Genomic DNA, 17,650 nt, shown 5'->3' with positions numbered 1-17,650 from the left:
AAAACATGGACCTGCCATATCTGGGCACGGCACTGACCTTTGATACGCTCGAAGGCCTGAGGAACTGGATATTTGACGTCGATCGCGCCGTCGAAATTCAGGATTTTGCCTTGCCCGAGGTCATTGCCGGGGATGTCTGGCCGCTAGTGGAGCGCTACCGCAAAGCGCTCGATGGCCATAAGGGTAAACGCGGCATCCACGGTCCGTTCTTCGGTCTCGATATTTCAAATCCGGACAGGGACATCCGTCCGATTGTCCAGAAGCGATTCTTGAAGGGGCTCGAAATCGCTGAAAGGCTCGGCGCGACCCATATGGTGGTCCACAGTCCCTTCACCTATTGGCATGTGCTCAACGCCGCCAATTACCCGAAGATTCGCTCAGATATGTTCGCTGCCAGTGCCGAATGCCTGGCGCCTGTTCTCGACCGGGCCAAAGAGATCGGCTGCGTGCTGATGCTGGAAAATATCGACGATACGGACCCGGCCACTCGTGTCGATCTTGTTGCCGAAATCGATCATCCCGCGCTCAAGGTCTCGATCGATACCGGTCATGCCGAACTGGCTTATGGCCGGTATAATGCGCCGCCTGTCGTCGATTTCATCGCAGCGGCTGGCAATCTTTTAGGGCATGTGCATTTGCAGGATGCCGACGGCTATGCCGACCGGCACTGGCACCCCGGCGAGGGCAATATCCCATGGGCTCCCGTCTTTGCGGCTTTGGGGCGGCTCGATGCCAAGCCGCGTTTGATCCTCGAGGTGCGCGATCGGCACCATCTGTTGCCGCAGACGGTCAAACGTCTCGAAGCGCTTGGTCTTGCTCGATAACGGCTATTGGCTGGAAAGCCCGCGCACGCCTTACGCCCAGCCTTTAAGCGCCCGGCCCGAATAGTAGCTTGGTGTAGCGGCACGGTAGATCGGGATGGTGGCGGCGCCGAGATGGGGAACATCGCTCAGGCGCGATTGCTGGATTGAGGGGGGTTCGACGAAAAAGTCTTCCCCCAGCGTTTCCAGCGATTCCAGTTCCGTAACGATATTGCGCAGTATCCAGTCGGGCAGAACCCCGCCGAAAACGATGGCGCCGGGATCGAGCGTACGCGCCACCGTGAGCGAGAGCATACGCAACTGGTCCTTGGCGCGCGCCAGCCAAGAGGTGACAATCGGGTGGTCGGCAAAGCCCTCATCGATATCCTCAAGCCGACTGACCATAATTCCGTCTGCCGCCAGAAGATCGCAAAGATCCTGGCCGGAAGGCCGGGGGTTCGACTTGGGAAACAGGCCGCCAAATTCGCCCGCATTGCGGTTCGTGCCGCGGTAAAGATGGCGCTGGATCACGACCGCGCCGCCAATCCCGTAACTTAGCCAGACCATTGCGAAATTGCGCACTGCGCGCCCCGCTCCGTAATAAAGCTCGGAAAGAGCGACAGCCTTGCCGTCATTTTCGTGAAAGACCGGCATGCCGAAATAGGGCTCAAAATCGCTGCTTACGTCCACATCGTGCCAATTGGCGAATTGCTTGATTTGCAGGACGTGATTGGGATTGCGCGAAAAATGCCCCGGAAAGGTCAGCCCGCAACCCAATACGTGCCTGTGGTCAATATGAGCGTCCTCGAGAAGTTGCGCGGCTGCCGGCCCGGCGATGCCCATGATGTAATCGAAACTGTGGTCTTCCAGCGACCGGCGGAACTCCGCTCTGATATTGCCGATAAAATCGGCCACGCAGATCCGGATGTCGTCGGGACTGAAATAGACGCCAAGGGTATAAAGGCCGTCGGGATCGAGTTCGAGCATGGTGGAGGGTTTGCCACGCATCCCGTCGATGCGCTGCTCTCTGCCCTCGCGGATCAGGCCGGCATCGAGAAGATTGGCGGTCAGCCGGGTCAGGGTAGGGGCCGATACGCCCATTTCCCGCGCGAGATCGACCCGCGCCATGCCACCTCTGCCGCGCAGCAATTCAAGCACTCGACGCTCGTTATAGCCCAGATCGAGCAAGCCCTTGCCCCCTTTTGTGCACCTTGCCGGTTCCTAGCCCAATTTGCGCCGTCTGACAGCAAAAAAGCGCTTCGCTGCACTTTCCGATACGCTGGAGGTCAGCGCAGAAAAGCATAATATCATGTTCTTATTCAGTTGCTTAAGGGGAATTTCCCTACAGATATCGGACTACCTTGACTTATTAAATTACGTAAAGTAATCAAATAGAAGTTGCAATTTGCGACATGCGGGCTGGTGATCCGGCCCCCTGAGGGATTTACAAAAAGGGAGAATGTTCGATGGGAAAACTGTCAACAATAATGCTGGCCATGGCGACCGGTGTTGCCGGCCTTGGTTATGCTGCCGCGGCCAATGCTGAAGGTTCGGTGGTCGTTTATTCGGCCGCGCCAGAGCAGCTCGTTGAGGCGCTCGTGCCGTTGTTTGAAGAACATACCGGCATTGATGTGGAACTGATCCGCGCTGGTTCGGGCGAATTGATGAACCGTCTGCGCGCTGAATCCGGCCGCCCTGTCGCCGATGTCATCTTTAGCGTAGATGGCACGGTCATCGACTTTTCGTCCGAACTGTTCGAGCCCTATACGCCGACTGAAGCTGACGCAATCAATCCCGCGCTCTCCCCGAGCGAAAACTGGGTTCCCTTTACCGCTGTTGTAACCGCATTCATTGTCAATCCCGAAGCGCTTGGCGATGCCGAGGTGCCTACATCCTGGGCTGATCTGGCAAAGCCGGAATATGAAGGGCTGATTTCCATGGCGCGCGCCGATCAGTCCGGTTCGGCCTATATCCAGTTGGCCAACGTGCTTCAGGTTTTCGATACCGAAGAAGAAGGTTGGGAAATCTATCGGGGCATTTTCGCAAATTCGGTGCTTTCGACATCTTCGGGCGCCGTGCCGCGTTTCGTCAATGATGGCGAGCAGGGTGTTGGTATCACGCTTGAAGACGCGGCCCTGCGCTACAAGCTCGGCGATGCGCCTGTCGAGATCGTTTACCCCAGCGAAGGCACAGCGATTGCGCCAGACGGAATGGCGCTGGTGGCCGGAGCGCCCAACGCCGATAATGGCCGCGCCTTTATCGATTTCATGGTATCGAAGCAGGCTCAGGAAGTTGTCGTGGAAGTCGGACGCCGCCCTGTGCGCACCGACGTCGAGGCCAATGAAGCGCTTATCCCGCTCAGCGAAGTGCCGGACGCCCAGTATGACTTTGCCTGGGCCGCCGATAATCGCGACCGCCTGATGGACGAGTGGAACGAAATCCTTTTCGATCTCTACTGATGCTCCCTGCGGGCCGTGACGGAAGCTCCCGTTGCGGCCCGTTCTCCATCATAACCTTGGTATGTCATGGCCGCAGGCTTGGCGGCGCGTGGCGGAGAAAAGCTCATGGCCGCAGTCGAAATTTCAAACATCAAGAAGAGTTATGGCGACGTCGTCGCGCTCTCCCAGATTTCCATTTCCATTCCCTCGGGCGCGTTTTTCACACTGCTTGGTCCCAGTGGCTGCGGCAAGACAACCTTGCTGCGCACGATCGCCGGATTTCACCAGCAAGATAGCGGCGGCATTTCGATCGAGGGCAAGTCCATTGAACATGTCCCGGCCCATAAGCGCGATGTGGGCATGGTGTTCCAGGACTATGCGATTTTCCCCCATATCAGCGTTGCCGACAATGTTGCTTTTGGTCTCAAACAGCGCAAGGCAGGTGCTTCAGAAATCGCCGAGCGCTCGGAAAAAATCCTGAAAATGGTGCAGCTTGGCGAATATGCCAAGCGCATGCCGCACGAACTTTCCGGCGGTCAGCAGCAGCGCGTTGGGTTGGCGCGTGCGCTGGTTATCAATCCGAAGGTGCTGCTTATGGATGAGCCGCTTTCCAATCTGGATGCCAAATTGCGTGTTGATCTGCGGCGCGAGTTGCGCGAAATCCAGCAGTCGATGGTCATCACAACGATCTATGTGACCCACGACCAGGAAGAAGCGCTGGCCATGTCCGACATCGTGTGCGTGATGTATGGCGGCATTATCCAGCAGGCCGCAGCGCCCTGGGAAATCTACAACAATCCCGCCAATCGCTTCGTGGCATCCTTTGTGGGGGCCAACAATTTCCTCAATACCGAAAAGACGGACGCCGGCATAAGCCTGCCCGGTTCCTCTGTCGCTTTGCCGCTTGGGCAAAAGCTGGCCAATGGTACAAAATTTGTCGCTGCCATTCGTCCCGAAGACATTGCCGTCAATGACAATAACGCTGGCCCGGACGCAATCACGCTTGAGGCCAAGGTCCGGCAGGTCAATTTCACCGGACGCGAAATGAATGTCGCTGCGATCCTGCCCTCGGGCGAGGAAATCGAGGCCATTACCCACCCTTCCGAAGCGATCGTTGCGCTCAAGCCACAGGACGATGTGCGATTTTCGTTTCCCCCTCATAAGGTCAAGCTGTTTGAACCGGGCGTAACCGGCGCGAGGCTGCAATGAGTAGCACAACCCTGTCCGGGCCCGCGCCGCGGTTCCGGTTGCCCGGTTTCTGGACCTGCGTAACCATTGCTATCGCCGCCATTCTGGCAATTTTTCTGATCCTGCCCATCACAAGCGTTTTTGTGATCAGCTTTTTCGACGCGCGCACCGGCGAGTTCGGCCTGTCCAATTACGTGCAGGTGCTGACCCGGCGGTTTTATACGACCGCGCTCTGGAATACGGTTATCATCGGCACGCTGAGCATGATCGGGGCCAGCCTGATCGGCATTCCGCTGGCTTTCTGCACGTCGCGCTTTCGCATCAAGGGCAGGGCGATTGTTGCCACCTTTGCCGTTCTGGTGCTTGTGTCCCCGCCCTTTATTGGCGCTTATGCCTGGATTATGCTGTTTGGCGCCAATGGCGCTGTCACCAACTTTTTCGGCAATTTCGGTATCCAGATTCCATCGGTCTATGGCATTCCCGGCATCGTTGCCGTCTTCAGTCTCAAGTTCTTCCCATATATCTACCTGATGACTGAAAGTGCTTTGAGCACCATCAACAAATCCTATGAAGACGCTGCCGAGAACCTGGGCTGTAATGCCTTCCAGCGCTTTTACAAGGTTACTCTGCCACTGGTTTTTCCAGCCGTTAGCACAGGCGCCATCATCTGTTTTGTGCTCGCGATCGCCGACTTCGGAACGCCTGCGATCCTGGGGCGGGGCGTACAGACGCTCTCCACCATCGCCTATGCGCAATATACCTCGGAAATGGGCGGCACCCCGACCATGGCCGTTACCATTTCCATGCTGATGATCGCGATTTCGATGGCGGCCCTGCTGCTGCAGCGCCACATCATGTCAACGCGCCGCTATGCAAGCGCATTGACCAATCTGCCTGTGAAAAAGAGCCTGCCCATGGGACGCTCGGTTCTCGTGCATGCCTTTTGCTATGGCGTGGTGTTTCTTGCCATGCTGCCGTCCTTCACCGTGCTCTATACCTCGTTTCTGGCAACGAGCGGGCCGGTGTTCTCCGGCGGTTTTGGTCTGGACAGCTATGCCCGCATCCTGCGCGACTCGCCTCAGGCGATCATGAACAGTTTTACCTTTGCCCTGATCGCGGTGGCAGCCATCAGCATAGCCTCGGGTCTGATTTCTTTCATCGTTGTCAGGCGCGACAACGCGGTATCGGGTACGCTCGACCTGTTGCTTATGGTACCCTATCTCATTCCCGGCATCGTCATGGCGATCGGCTTTGTCGCAACCTTCCGGCATCCGCCTTTCGACATCACTGGAACGGCGCTTATCATCATCCTGATACTCTTTATCAGGCGCTTACCCTATGGCGTGCGCTCGACGACCTCTATCCTGCGCCAGATCAAGCCATCGATCGAGGAAGCAGCGGTCAATCTCGGGGCGTCCCCGGCAAAGACCTTTGCAACGGTCACTGTGCCTCTGATGATGCCGGGTCTGATCGTGGGCGCGATGATGAGCTTCATTACTGCGATCAACGAGCTGTCATCGACCCTGATCCTTTACACAGCCAGAACCATCACCATGCCGGTCCTGATCTATGTGCAAGTCATCAACGGGGAATTCGGCACTGCTGCCGCGCTTTCGTCGCTGCTTATGGTGAGCACGGGAATCTGCGTTTTCATAGTCTTCTGGCTATCGGACCGCAAGGAAGCAGCGTTCGTCTGATCCCATTCGGGAGCAGTTTGACACATCTCATGCCACTGGCGCCTGCAAAGGCGCCCGTCGGCTTCCCATTGTCTGAATTCGGCGGCCTATAAAAGATGAATATCGAGCTTTTCTCGCACTCCAAATACAAGTTCCCGGGCAAGGTCGGCGATGACACCGCGCTCATAATTCCCGACCTCGTCTATGCCGTATTTGACGGGGCGACCGATCCGACCGGGGCGACCTATCAAGGCCAGAGCGGAGGCCGCATCGCCGCACGTACCGCCGCCGCAACGATTGCGCGACTGGCCTCTCAAGGGGCCTTGGCCGATATGCCGCTTGGCGATGTGCTTCAGGCCATCAGCGACGATGTTCTTGCCGCCGCCAGGCGCTATGGCGCGACCCATCCGCCCTCGACAACCGCCGCCATCGCCCTTGATATGGGAGAGTATTTCCGCATCATTCTGGCTGGCGATACCGGCATACGCATCAATGGCTCCGCGCTTTATCAGCACCACAAGCTGATCGACGCGGTGAGCAATAGTGCCCGCATTGCAATTTTCAAGCACCTCGCTGGCCAGAACGAATGCCGCGACGCGGTGGAGATGGAAACCCGCTCGATCGTTTTCAATGGCCTCGATTGGGCGGTGCAGCGCCAGATTCTTTCCGGCGAACTGGCCGAAAAGATAATCGCCGATGCAGGCCGTGCGGTCGGGCATAACAATGAGCCAGCAATCGAACGGTTTCTTTCGGGCGGCATCAGGATCCAACCTGGCTTTGCCAATAATGGCGCGACAATATTGGGATTTGCGTCCCTCAATGGCGGCAAGGTCCTGCTCGATGGCACTCGTGATTTCAAGGTCGAGAAAGCGACGCTCAAAAGCCTGGAAATCTTTTCCGATGGTTATCTGACCCAGCCTAAGGGCACAATGATTGCCGATTGGGAAACCGAATTCGCGCTGGTTGAGAAAGCCGACTTCCACAAGATCGACGCTTATCCTTCGGTCAAGGGGTCAACCACGTCCGAGTTCTGCGACGACCGCACGGTTCTCTCGATCGCCTTCTGAGCCAATGTCTCGTTTGCGCCAGTTGGTTCATGCACTTGATGTCAATGCGACGGGATGCGCAGCGCTATAAGGCTCCACGCACCCCATATGTTCTCTAAAGGCGGTGCCCATCAAGACCGGCAAGATAAGTCAGCTTTGGGCCATAGCAGGTTTGGAGCGAACGGCGCCGACGCCCAGCGCAACTGTCCCTGCCGCCAGCACCAACACGATGCCATTGGTTATAAAGACGCTTTCAATCCCGCTAAGGTCCAAAATGAGTCCGCCCACGGCGGCCCCTGTGGCAATGGCGAAATTTATGGCGGCAACAAGCAGGCCGCCGCCGCTTTCGGCTTCATCGCTTACCGAGCGTGAAACCCATGTCGACCAGGCAACAGGCACGGTTCCGAAGGCGAGGCCCCATACGATGATCAAGATCAGGGCAGTCAAATAACTGCCGCCGATTGCCACAAGCAGGAACGCCATTGCCGCGATTGCAAGCGGCACTATCCCCAGCGTCAGGCGCAGCGAGCGGGAGACCATAAACCCGCCTATATAGTTACCAAGAAAATTGGCGATCCCGAATGCCAGCAGAGCAGACGATATGCCGATTACGCCAACATCGGCCACGGTTTCCAGATAGGGCCGGACATAAGTGAACATGGACATGTGCCCGGTAAAGACAAGAAGCACGGCAATCATCGCAAGACCGATGCCCGGACGCGCCAGAAGCGTAAATATCGTCCCGATTCTGGCCCTGCCCCTCGGTGGCAGCGATGGCAATACTGTCAGTTGGACCATAAAGGTAATCAATCCAAGCACTGCGGCACCAGCAAACACCGCGCGCCAACCCCAGATATCGCCGACATAGCTGCCCACGGGGGCCGCAAAGATCGTGGCGGCAGAGACCCCGGAAACGACAATAGCCAATGCTTTGGGCACGCTGTCTTGTGGCACCATGCGCATCACCAGGGCGGTGGAAAGTGCCCAGAAGCCTCCAAGCGCGACACCGAGCAAAAGGCGTCCAAGCAAGAGGATGTAAATGTTCTGCGCGCCCGCGACGACGACGTTGGAAATAACGAGAAGCAGCGAAAATCCCAGCAATACATGACGCCGGTCGATCGAGCCGGTGACCGATGCTACAGTCAAACCGGAAATCATGCCCATGATTGCGGTCGCCGTGACCGCCTGTCCTGCCATGCCCTCGGTAATGCCAAGCTCGCTGGCCATTGACGTCAATAGACTGGCAGGGAGAAACTCGGCTCCCACAAGCCCGAAAACGCCGAGACTCATGGAGAAAACAGCTGCCCAGGTTCGCGCGGAAACCCGCTCCGTAGTTCCTGTATCGGCATTGTTGCCCATTTTCGTGAAATCCTTGTCCTGAAGGGATAGTGATTGCCAGATGGGGAGAAATGCCAGATTATCCATCACAAAGATCCCGCATTTCTTGATCGAAAGTCCGGAAGTTTGAACGCATCTGTATCCGATCCAATCAGCGAGCTTTTGATGGGCATGCGCTTGCGCGGCGCGAGCTATTCCAAGCTCTTGTTCTCACCGCCTTTCGGTGTCAGCTTTCCGCCATCGGAGGGCGCCCAGTTCCATTTTGTTGCGAGTGGCCAGGCCATCTTGAAACTTGCAGATAGTGCGCCTGCGCCTATTTCCAGTGGCGACGCGATTTTGCTGCCCGGCGGGCGCGAACATGCAATTGTCTCGAACGCCAATGTCAGGGCGCGGCCTCTGGAGAGCTTTCTAACCGTGGCGCTATGCGAAGATATTTGCACCCTCGATGCGCACGACGCCGAGGTTTGCCGTTCTAAGGATGTGCTGATTTTCACTGCCCGTATGGACTTTGAAATGGCATCGCTGCACCCTTTGATCGAGCTTATGCCGGACGTGTTACGCGTGAGTTCTCTGGTCGATCGGCAACCTGAAATTCGTCCCTTGCTTGAGGCGATGGATCGCGAAATGCAGTCCGAAAGGGCTGGCACGGCCAGCATATTGGCCCGATTGGCCGATGTTCTTGCCGCGCTGGTCGTCCGGGGTTGGATCGAATGCGATTGCGGCGATGCGACCGGGTGGGTCAGCGCCTTGCGAGACGAGCGGCTTGGACGGGTGCTCTCGGCCGTGCATCGAGATCCGGGACATAACTGGACACTTTCGGAAATGGCCGGCCTCATGGGCAGTTCGCGTTCGGTTTTCGCCGAAAGGTTCGCAGTCGCGACCGGATATACGCCCCTGCGCTACGTAACGGCGGTGCGTATGCGGCTGGCAATGCAATGGATCGTGCGCGACCGGATGCCGATCGAACTGGCTGCCCGCCGGCTTGGTTATCAATCGCACGCCGCGTTCAGTAGGGCCTATAAGCGCTTTGCCGGCCATGCGCCCGGTCAGGCGCGACATCTCAATAATAGCCACGTACCCGAGCGTGCTCTATGACATCCCGGACTTGGACCGGATGAATTGTTTTTCTATCTCGATGAGCTTTTGCTTGCGCCAGAGCCCACCACCATAGCCGGTGAGCGCGCCATCGGCGCCGATCACCCGATGGCAGGGGATGATAAGGGCGATCTGGTTGGCGCCATTGGCGCGGGCAACCGCACGAAATGCTGTTGGATGGCCGATGCTGCCGGCCAACTGGCCATAGGAACGTGTTTCTCCCGCCGGAATTTGGCGCAAGGCGTGCCAGACCGCTTTTGTGAACGCGCTGCCATGCAAGTAAAGGGGCACCTGGAAGCGGGCGTTCTGGCCTGAAAAATAGGCAGCGAGTTCTTCGCCCAATCGGTCATGAGTCTCAAACTGTCCTATGCCCAGCCTGCCCTTGGCAAAAGTTCGAAGTCTTTTCAATTCGTTGGGCAAGGCCTTGCGATCGGCAAATTCCAAGAGGTGCAGGCTATGCTGATCGGCAACGGCAATCATGGTGCCCAAAGGTGTTGCAAGCCAACGCGCGCGCAAAATTGCACCATCGGCCAATTGCCCTGGTGCGATCCCTAGCATACGGGAAAATGCTGCCCTGAAGGCTCCCGGCGAGTCATAGCCTGCATCGATCTGTGCCTCAATTACACGTCCTGTTTCGGAGAGTGTCTGAAAGCCCATCCGCAATCGCTCCTGCCGCGCCATTTCCAGAAACGTGATGCCGAAATGACGTTTGAAACTGCGCCGGACCGTGGACGGATCGAGCCCGAGCGCAACGATATCCGCCTGGCTCCAGCGTCGGCCCGGCTGTTTTTGCAACGCATCCATCAGTAGGGCCGTAACCGGATCGGATTCGGCGGCAGGAGTAAGCGGATGGCAGCGGCGGCAAGGACGAAATCCGGCCGCCATGCACTCTCCGACCGTTTCAAAGAATGTGCAGTTTTCAGCAAGCGGCTTGCGTGCCGGGCAGGTTAGCCTGCAGAAAATCCCCGTCGAGGTGACGCCGACATAAGCGCGCCCTTCAAACGCAGCATCGCGGTCGAGCAGCGCCCGGTAGAGCACGTCCTTTTCGGGAAGCTGAAAGAGCATCATTGCGGCCTTGCGCGTTGGTTCAAAGACCTTTTTTAGCAGTGAACATAGAGGCCTGCCGCCTGAAAACGGGCGTTTATCTTGCTTTATCAGGTAGGTCTCTATTCGAATTGTCCGCCCAGGCGCACAGAATATTCGTCGGAAAGGATCGAGAGAATGCGTCGGCGTATATTGGGATTGATCGTTGTGCCAGCAACAAAAAGCGACTGGGCCGCCTGACCGGTTACCTGCTCATATTCACCCAATACCGATTGCACACGCGCCCTGTATTCGGGGTCGGCAAAGACATCACGCCATGCCTGCCGCCATGCGTCGAGCACCTCCTCGGGCGTATCTTTGGGCATCACGACCATCTTCTGGGCTGCAAACCCGGCAATGTTGAAGGCGCGATAAGCGTCATAGTCCGGCCCGGTGGGGGGGTGCCCGTGCAGGGTTTCATAGACCTCTTCGACAATGGGCAGATCGGGAAACGTGGGGTCGCGGGCCATGTCGCCATTTTCATCGAGCACGCCCCAACTCATCAGCGGCACGGCCTTGCCCGCTTCAACCATCGGTATCACATTGCGGATATAGGATGCGGTGGTCTGGTAGTCGATGCTCACTTCGCCGCGCGACATCGCAACAAAGCCATCTCCGCGCCCGGTATAGCCAAAGACATAATGCACATCGAGGCCCAAAAGCCTGAAGGCAAGCATGGGTACGAGGTCGAGCGATGTCGGTCCCTGGCTGGCAAAGACCAGCGGTCCGTCCGTGAGCTTGTCGATCTCATCGGCCGACGCAACCCCGGTTGACGGCGAGACATAGACAACCCCGCCGGTTGGGGCGACCATGACCGGCTCCCAGTCCTTATAGTCATAGCGCACCCGCAAGTCCCCAAGCAGATAGGGAAACTGGGTGGAGCCGGACGTGCCAAGGATCGTGAGGCCATCGGGCCGCGCTCGCGCCGCAAAACTGTTGGGCCCGCGTGTGCCTCCGCCTCCCGGTTCATTGACGATTTTGATGTCTGGATTGCCCGGCAAATGTCGTGCGATGAAAGGCGCATTGAAACGCGCCCAGGTGTCGGACCCGCCACTTTCGGAAAAGGGAATGATCCACTCGATCGTCTTTCCGGCGAAACTAACCTCTGCTTGCGCACTGCCACTTGAAGCAAGCGCCAAAGCCAAACCTGCACCCATAATCCGGACGCAACCCCATAATCCCTTCATAAAATCCTCCAGCGGTCATGCGGGTTTTGCACCTGACGCGTGACCGGATATAAAGTATTCAGCACGGCTCGCGGGTTGGCCGCAATTCGCCGAGGGCTTGCCATCGGCCGGTGCGCGGGCACATATTTCGGCTTGTAGGCAAGTCCGTGCATAGGACTTGATCAACGCCTGCGGGAGGGCGGCCTGGTTTGCGGATCGTACTGATTGAAGACAATACCATGTTGGCGCGGGCTGTAAGTCAAGCCCTGCGCGACGAGGGTCATGCGGTCGATTGGCTCACCGATGGCGAACATGGCGCGGCCTTTCTCTTGAACGAAGGTGCCGATCTTGCCATCGTCGATATCAACCTTCCCAAGCGCAGCGGGCTCGATGTCGTGCGACTGCTCGGCAGCGAGCGCGCAGATATTCCCGTGCTGGTGTTGACCGCGCGCGACAGCCTGGATGATCGCATCCAGGGGCTCGATGCCGGTGCCGACGACTATATGACCAAGCCGTTTGAAATGGCCGAGTTGAGCGCGCGCGTACGTGCTCTTGGCCGGCGCCGCGGCAAGCGTATGCCCAATATCGAAACCTATGGTGCCCTAAGCTATGATCGGCTGACCCGGCAGCTTTCCGGGCCTGAGGGGTCGCTGGACCTGCCCCGGCGCGAACTGGCGCTTTGGGAAGTGCTTTTCGATCATGCTGAACGGGTCGTATCCAAGGATGTGCTCTGCGATACGATTTACGGCACCGGCGCCAGTGTCGAGGTGAATGCCGTTGAGCTGCTGGTTTCAAGGTTGCGCAGAAAGATCGAGACACATGGCGTAACCATAAGGGCCATTCGCGGTCTGGGTTATGTCTTGCGACCGGTGGACAGACCATGAGATCCACGCGCACCCATGTTGCGAGCTTGCGGACACGACTTTTCGTGCTCATCGTGGTGCCGCTGATTCTGGTGGCGCTGGCCTCGAGCGGCGTGCGCTATTGGTCCGCACAGGGCATGAGCAAGGATCTCTACGACGACACGCTCAAGGTTGTGGCCCATGCGGTGGCGCGCGAGGTCGTGCTAACCAAGGGTGATCTTTTGACCGATGCGCTGCTCGATTCGCTCGTCGGAGCCCTGGGCGATCCCATCTATTATCAGGTGCGTGCAGCCGACGGGCGGTTTGTAACCGGATATTTCGATGCGCCCGTACCCGAGGCCGATCTGGATTTGCCGGGCGGCACGCCGGTCTTTTTTGACGCCCAGTATCATAATCGCCCGGTGCGGGCGGTGATCCTGCGCGAATTCATTGCCGACCCCGATTTTGACGGCTGGACCACGGTTCAGGTCTGGCAGACCGTCAGCCAGCGCCAGGCTTTGAGCCTTTCGCTTCTCGGCGAGTCGGCGATCAATCTTTTCCTGATGGTGATTGCGGCGGCTGTTCTGGTCTGGTTCGGAATCAATCGCGGCCTTGGTCCTTTGACCGATTTGCGCGAAGCGGTAGCGTTGCGTAACGAAAATGAACTCAGTCCGATCAGGCGCGGTGTGCCGCCTGAAGTCGCCCCGCTTGTTGAAACCATCAACACGCTCTTTGCCCGGCTGCGCGAGGAACTGGCCCGTCGCAACGCCTTTATCGGCAATGCTGCTCATCAATTGCGCAATCCGGTTGCCGCGATCCAGGCACAGGCGGAATCGGCACTTGGGACAACCGATCCGGCCCAACGCATCGAACGCCTCCAGGATCTCGCCGAGGCAGCACGGCGGCTATCGCGGATCAGTCATCAATTGCTCAATTTCGACATTGCCGCCGAGGGTCGCGGCGGCGCCAGCTCGAAACCGGCCGAGTTTTCCGGAATGGTGGCCGAGGTTGCCCGACGCCACGTGCCCCGTGCCCTCAGTGCCGGTGTGGATATGGAACTCGAGCCTGCCGCAGAGCCGTTGATGGTGGCAGGCAATGGTGTGATGCTGCAGGAGGCGATCGACAATCTGATCGACAATGCGCTGAAATATGGCTGTCCAAAAGGCAGCAGGCTTAGCCTTGTCGTGCGCTCGGACGATGGCGACGCTGTCCTCACTGTTTCTGACAGCGGGCCGGGTGTTCCCCCGCATGCCCATGAGATGATCTTTGATCGCTTCGTGCGGCTTGCCGAAGATGGCGACAATGGCTGTGGGCTGGGCCTGTCGATTGTCCGGGCCATCGCTCAAGCCGCGGGCGGCAGCGCGAGCATCGTCCCGACCCAAAACGGCTGCACGGTCGAGTTGCGGCTGCCTGTTGTTGCGGCCGAGAAAAGCACCGAAAGCATCGCCGCCCTGGCATCAAATCCGCAAGCGGCCGAATAGTAAAAATTGGCTATATAATATTGATTTGCCTTGAAATTCATTCCGACAGCATTCTGACAGCTTCGTGGTGCAAGATCACCTCAGGCGGACGCCAAAGCCCATCTGCACGTCATCGAGAACGGTGACGGTCTGAAACGTCAGGCAGAAGGGCAGGGTTCGACCCTTGTTTGTTTGGGAGGATTACATATGAAAAATCCACTTCGCTTTGCGCGGAGCGCTTCTGTTGCGCTCGTCGCTTCCGTTACACTTGCATTCGCCATGCCGGCTCAGGCTCAGGTCGATTTCAGCGGTCAGACCGTTGAATGGTGGATCCCGTTCTCTGAGGGCGGCGGTTCGGATGTCTGGGCGCGCTTTTATGCGCCTTACCTTTCGGAAAGCCTGCCTGGCAATCCTAATGTGATCATTCGTAACGTGCCCGGTGGTGGCTCGATTACCGGCACCAATGAATTCGTCGCTCGCGCCGCGCCCGACGGACTTTCGATCATCGGCACGTCGGGTTCGACCCAGTTCCCCTATCTTCTTGGCGACAGCCGCGTTCGGTACGAATATGCCGATCTTGAGCCGGTTCTGGTTTCCCCCACCGGTGGCGTTGTCTATATTCCGGCAAGTCTCGGGGTGGCCGATGCCTCCGAGCTTGGCAAGCTCGAAGGCACCCAACTGGTTTATGCCAGCCAGGGCGCAACCTCGCTCGACCTCGTGCCGATGCTTGCCTTTGAAGTGCTGGGTCTTGATGTCAGGCACGTTTTCGGCATGACCGGTCGCGGCGACGGCCGTCTTGCTTTCGAGCGCGGTGAAGCCACGATCGACTATCAGACCTCTTCGGCCTATCTCACCAACGTCGTGCCGCTTGTCGAAGCCGGTGAAGCCGTGCCGCTCTTTTCCTATGGCGTGCTCGATTCGCTCGGCAATGTGCAGCGCGACCCGACCTTCCCCGATATTCCCCATTTCGTTGAAGCCTATGAAATGATGCATGGTGAAGCGCCTTCCGGCGTTGCCTTCGATGCTTACATGGCGTTCTTTGGCTCGGGCTTTGCTGCCCAGAAGCCGGTCATGCTGCCTAAAGGTACTCCACCCGAGATCGTCGAAACCTATCGTCGCGCCTTTGCCGATGCCGTTGCCAACCCTGATTTGCAGGCTGCCAAGGGCGACATTCTCGGCGAATATGATCAGGCCGTTTACGACGATGTTGCAGGGCTTTACGAGGTCGCAACCACGATCGATCCAGAAGCCCGCGAATGGGTTCGCAACTACCTGAGCGAAAATCACAACGTGACACTCGACTAAAGTCGGTTCGCCAAAAAGACTGCGCCGCTCCTTGGTGGCGCAGTCCGCTATCTGCCTTTTCCCAAGATTTTTCTGTGCTGCTGGTCAATGATTTCAGCTCGGCGTAATTTCGCTGTATGCTTGATAAGGGGGTGAACGCACATGTTTGATACCTTGATGGGGGCCTTTGTCGGTCTTTTGACCCTGCAGCATCTGGGTTTTATGGGCCTCGGTGTCGTTCTGGGCCTCATGGTGGGTATCCTGCCCGGCCTTGGTGGCATTGTGGGCCTTTCGCTGCTTCTGCCGTTTCTTTACGGCATGGACCAGACCTCCGCTCTTGCCATGCTGATCGGCCTTGTCGCTGTCATCCCGACCTCCGATACATTCGCCTCAATTCTCATGGGCATACCCGGTTCCACCGCCAGCCAGGCGACCGTACTGGACGGTTTTCCGCTTTCAAAGAAGGGGCAGGCCGCACGTGCGTTGTCGGCTGCCTTTTCGGCCTCGCTGATCGGTGGGCTTTTCGGCGCCATGATCCTGACCGGCTTTGTGGTCATTGCCCGCCCGCTGATCCTCAGCTTCAGTTCCGCCGAGCTTTTCATGCTCTCGATTTTCGGCTTGTCGATGGTCGGCGTTCTGTCCGGTTCCAACCTTGCCAAAGGTGTGGCGGCAGCGGCGCTTGGGCTGGCCTTTGGGACGGTCGGTGCCGCTCCGGCAACCGGCGAATACCGCATGGATTTCGGCTGGCTCTACCTCATGAGCGGCGTACCGCTCGTGATTGTGGCGCTGGGTCTTTTCGCAGTGCCCGAAATTGTCGATCTCCTGCGTGGCCAGTCAACCATTGCCGGAAAGGCCAGTAAGCTCGGCAAAGGCTGGATCGACGGGATCAAGGATACCTGGACCTACAAATGGCTGGCGCTGCGGTGTTCCGGCCTTGGCGCCGTGATCGGCGCCATACCGGGTCTGGGCGGCTCGGTTGTCGACTGGATTGCTTATGGTCATGTGGTGCAAACCTCAAAGGACCGCTCTCAATTCGGCAAGGGCGATATTCGCGGTGTCATTGCACCCGAATCCGCAAATAACGCCAAGGAAGGCGGCGGACTGGTCCCGACCCTTTTGTTCGGCATTCCCGGCTCGGGATCGATGGCGGTCTTTCTTGCGGGGCTGATCCTGCTCGGCATTCAGCCGGGACCGGCCATGGCGGATCGCAATCTCGATATCACCTATACGATTGTCTGGTCGCTCGCCATTGCCAATGTGATGGGCACCGTGCTTTGCATTTTTGCGGCCCCCGGTATCGCAAGACTGACAACGATCCGCTACGCGCTTATTGCGCCCTTCATGATCATGGTGATCTCGTTCGCCGCATTCCAGGCAACCCGGTCGCTCTACGACCTGATTGCGCTTCTGGTGATCGGTGTCATCGGCGTGCTGCTCAAGCGCTTCGGCTGGCCGCGGCCGGCCTTCCTGATCGGCTTCGTTCTCGCCACCCAGGCCGAGCGCTATCTCTATCAGGCATTTCAATTCTACGATTGGGCTTTCCTTACCCGTCCCATGGTTCTTGCGATCATGGCGATCACCGTCGTTTCGGTTTGGCTTGGTGCCCGCAAAAAGCCCGGCGAAAGCGCCGCTTCGGTTGCCACCGAAGGCGCATCGGAAAAGGCAACGGCAGCCCAGATCTGGCCCCAACTCGTCTTTGGGGCGCTGGTTCTGGCCGCGTTCGGCTTCACGTTTTACGAGAGCTATTCGCTCTCTCAGCTTGGCGGGATTTTCCCGACAACGGTTGCCATCATAGGCTTGGTGGCGACGGTTGTAGCGCTGGCGCCGCTGGTGTTGGGGAAACTGGACTCCTCTGCCAATTTCGATGCCGAAACCGCCAGGCGCGAGAGCGACATCAGGGGCGGCGCCTGGGCGATGCTGGGCTGGCTCGCAGCCTTCGTCGGCGCCGTGGCGCTTGTCGGTTTCTTTGCCGGTCTTATGATCTTCTTCCTCGTATTCTTGAGGGTGGTCGCCAAGGCGAGCTGGGTTCGCACGATCATTCTGACCATTGCCGCTGCCATTTTCATTCTGGCGCTGGCGCGTGCGCTCAATCTGGTGATGCCGGCAGGCCTGCTGCAAGCCCATTTCAATCTGCCCTGGCCGTTCCGCTGACATGGCAGGCGGCGGGTGGCGTCTCGTGCTGCCCGCCGCCTTGCCCGATAGAGATACCCGGCAACGCAATTGCTCAATGCCGA

At 58.2% G+C, this 17,650-nt stretch carries 14 protein-coding genes; 10 read left to right on the top strand and 4 right to left on the bottom strand.

The window, feature by feature from the left end:
• Positions 1-5: 5 nt before the first annotated feature.
• Positions 6-824 (top strand): sugar phosphate isomerase/epimerase family protein, encoded by an 819-nt coding sequence (locus EO133_RS15150; RefSeq protein ID WP_127073477.1) that lies wholly within the window; start codon positions 6-8, stop codon positions 822-824.
• A 30-nt stretch (positions 825-854) separates the two neighbouring features.
• Here the strand turns inward: EO133_RS15150 and EO133_RS15145 are convergent, their stop codons facing one another.
• The gene (locus EO133_RS15145) at positions 855-1,988 is read right to left on the bottom strand and encodes an ROK family transcriptional regulator (RefSeq protein WP_127073476.1); all 1,134 of its coding nucleotides are present in this window, start codon (positions 1,986-1,988) and stop codon (positions 855-857) included.
• A 278-nt stretch (positions 1,989-2,266) separates the two neighbouring features.
• On the opposite strand from EO133_RS15145, the gene EO133_RS15140 reads away from it, so the two are divergent.
• The 4 genes from EO133_RS15140 to EO133_RS15125 all read left to right on the top strand — a co-directional run bounded on the left by EO133_RS15140 (position 2,267) and on the right by EO133_RS15125 (position 7,169).
• The gene (locus EO133_RS15140) at positions 2,267-3,259 is read left to right on the top strand and encodes an extracellular solute-binding protein (RefSeq protein ID WP_127073475.1); all 993 of its coding nucleotides are present in this window, start codon (positions 2,267-2,269) and stop codon (positions 3,257-3,259) included.
• 105 nt (positions 3,260-3,364) lie between these two features.
• Complete coding sequence (locus tag EO133_RS15135; protein WP_127073474.1) at positions 3,365-4,447, top strand: ABC transporter ATP-binding protein; 1,083 nt, start codon at positions 3,365-3,367, stop codon at positions 4,445-4,447.
• The gene (locus EO133_RS15130) at positions 4,444-6,123 is read left to right on the top strand and encodes an ABC transporter permease (protein WP_127073473.1); all 1,680 of its coding nucleotides are present in this window, start codon (positions 4,444-4,446) and stop codon (positions 6,121-6,123) included. Before EO133_RS15135 ends, EO133_RS15130 begins: the two co-directional genes overlap by 4 nt.
• A 95-nt stretch (positions 6,124-6,218) precedes the next feature.
• Positions 6,219-7,169 (top strand): hypothetical protein, encoded by a 951-nt coding sequence (locus EO133_RS15125; RefSeq protein WP_127073472.1) that lies wholly within the window; start codon positions 6,219-6,221, stop codon positions 7,167-7,169.
• A gap of 129 nt (positions 7,170-7,298) precedes the next feature.
• Here EO133_RS15125 and EO133_RS15120 read toward each other — a convergent pair whose 3' ends face one another.
• A complete protein-coding gene (locus EO133_RS15120) occupies positions 7,299-8,573 on the bottom strand; it encodes an MFS transporter (protein ID WP_127073471.1) in 1,275 nt (424 codons plus the stop codon).
• A 39-nt stretch (positions 8,574-8,612) separates the two neighbouring features.
• Here EO133_RS15120 and EO133_RS15115 point away from each other — a divergent pair, with 39 nt between their 5' ends.
• Positions 8,613-9,581 carry an AraC family transcriptional regulator gene (locus EO133_RS15115; RefSeq protein ID WP_244640583.1) on the top strand — a complete coding sequence of 323 codons (969 nt, stop codon included), beginning with the start codon at positions 8,613-8,615 and terminating at the stop codon, positions 9,579-9,581.
• Here EO133_RS15115 and EO133_RS15110 read toward each other — a convergent pair.
• Positions 9,576-10,646, bottom strand: coding sequence for a bifunctional transcriptional activator/DNA repair enzyme AdaA (locus EO133_RS15110; protein WP_127073659.1), 1,071 nt, complete (start codon positions 10,644-10,646; stop codon positions 9,576-9,578). The genes EO133_RS15115 and EO133_RS15110 overlap by 6 nt on opposite strands.
• 101 nt (positions 10,647-10,747) lie before the next feature.
• Complete coding sequence (locus EO133_RS15105) at positions 10,748-11,851, bottom strand: Bug family tripartite tricarboxylate transporter substrate binding protein (protein WP_127073470.1); 1,104 nt, start codon at positions 11,849-11,851, stop codon at positions 10,748-10,750.
• Between the two features lie 188 nt (positions 11,852-12,039).
• On the opposite strand from EO133_RS15105, the gene EO133_RS15100 reads away from it, so the two are divergent.
• From EO133_RS15100 to EO133_RS15085, 4 genes are all read left to right on the top strand, one after another.
• Entirely contained in the window at positions 12,040-12,714 is a 675-nt protein-coding gene (locus tag EO133_RS15100; RefSeq protein WP_127073469.1) for a response regulator transcription factor, read from the top strand.
• Positions 12,711-14,153: a sensor histidine kinase gene (locus EO133_RS15095; RefSeq protein ID WP_127073468.1), complete on the top strand. Its 1,443-nt coding sequence runs from the start codon at positions 12,711-12,713 to the stop codon at positions 14,151-14,153. The genes EO133_RS15100 and EO133_RS15095 overlap by 4 nt, the downstream gene beginning before the upstream one ends.
• 186 nt (positions 14,154-14,339) lie before the next feature.
• Positions 14,340-15,437 carry a Bug family tripartite tricarboxylate transporter substrate binding protein gene (locus EO133_RS15090; protein WP_127073467.1) on the top strand — a complete coding sequence of 366 codons (1,098 nt, stop codon included), beginning with the start codon at positions 14,340-14,342 and terminating at the stop codon, positions 15,435-15,437.
• Between the two features lie 141 nt (positions 15,438-15,578).
• Positions 15,579-17,567: a tripartite tricarboxylate transporter permease gene (locus EO133_RS15085; RefSeq protein WP_127073466.1), complete on the top strand. Its 1,989-nt coding sequence runs from the start codon at positions 15,579-15,581 to the stop codon at positions 17,565-17,567.
• Positions 17,568-17,650: the final 83 nt, after the last annotated feature.

The organism is Pelagibacterium lentulum, assembly GCF_003992625.1.
Classification (GTDB): Bacteria; Pseudomonadota; Alphaproteobacteria; order Rhizobiales; family Devosiaceae; genus Pelagibacterium; species Pelagibacterium lentulum.
This window is presented reverse-complemented; position numbering and strand designations above follow the sequence as displayed.

What these genes read in the sequence shown, in the direction of transcription:
- EO133_RS15095 (WP_127073468.1), top strand. Translation starts at nt 12,711, where the DNA reads ATGAGATCCACGCGCACCCATGTTGCGAGCTTGCGGACACGACTTTTC.
- EO133_RS15135 (WP_127073474.1), top strand. Translation starts at nt 3,365, where the DNA reads ATGGCCGCAGTCGAAATTTCAAACATCAAGAAGAGTTATGGCGACGTC.
- EO133_RS15140 (WP_127073475.1), top strand. Translation starts at nt 2,267, where the DNA reads ATGGGAAAACTGTCAACAATAATGCTGGCCATGGCGACCGGTGTTGCC.
- EO133_RS15125 (WP_127073472.1), top strand. Translation starts at nt 6,219, where the DNA reads ATGAATATCGAGCTTTTCTCGCACTCCAAATACAAGTTCCCGGGCAAG.
- EO133_RS15130 (WP_127073473.1), top strand. Translation starts at nt 4,444, where the DNA reads ATGAGTAGCACAACCCTGTCCGGGCCCGCGCCGCGGTTCCGGTTGCCC.
- EO133_RS15090 (WP_127073467.1), top strand. Translation starts at nt 14,340, where the DNA reads ATGAAAAATCCACTTCGCTTTGCGCGGAGCGCTTCTGTTGCGCTCGTC.
- EO133_RS15105 (WP_127073470.1), bottom strand. Translation starts at nt 11,851, where the DNA reads ATGAAGGGATTATGGGGTTGCGTCCGGATTATGGGTGCAGGTTTGGCT.
- EO133_RS15150 (WP_127073477.1), top strand. Translation starts at nt 6, where the DNA reads ATGGACCTGCCATATCTGGGCACGGCACTGACCTTTGATACGCTCGAA.
- EO133_RS15110 (WP_127073659.1), bottom strand. Translation starts at nt 10,646, where the DNA reads ATGCTCTTTCAGCTTCCCGAAAAGGACGTGCTCTACCGGGCGCTGCTC.
- EO133_RS15085 (WP_127073466.1), top strand. Translation starts at nt 15,579, where the DNA reads ATGTTTGATACCTTGATGGGGGCCTTTGTCGGTCTTTTGACCCTGCAG.
- EO133_RS15120 (WP_127073471.1), bottom strand. Translation starts at nt 8,573, where the DNA reads ATGGATAATCTGGCATTTCTCCCCATCTGGCAATCACTATCCCTTCAG.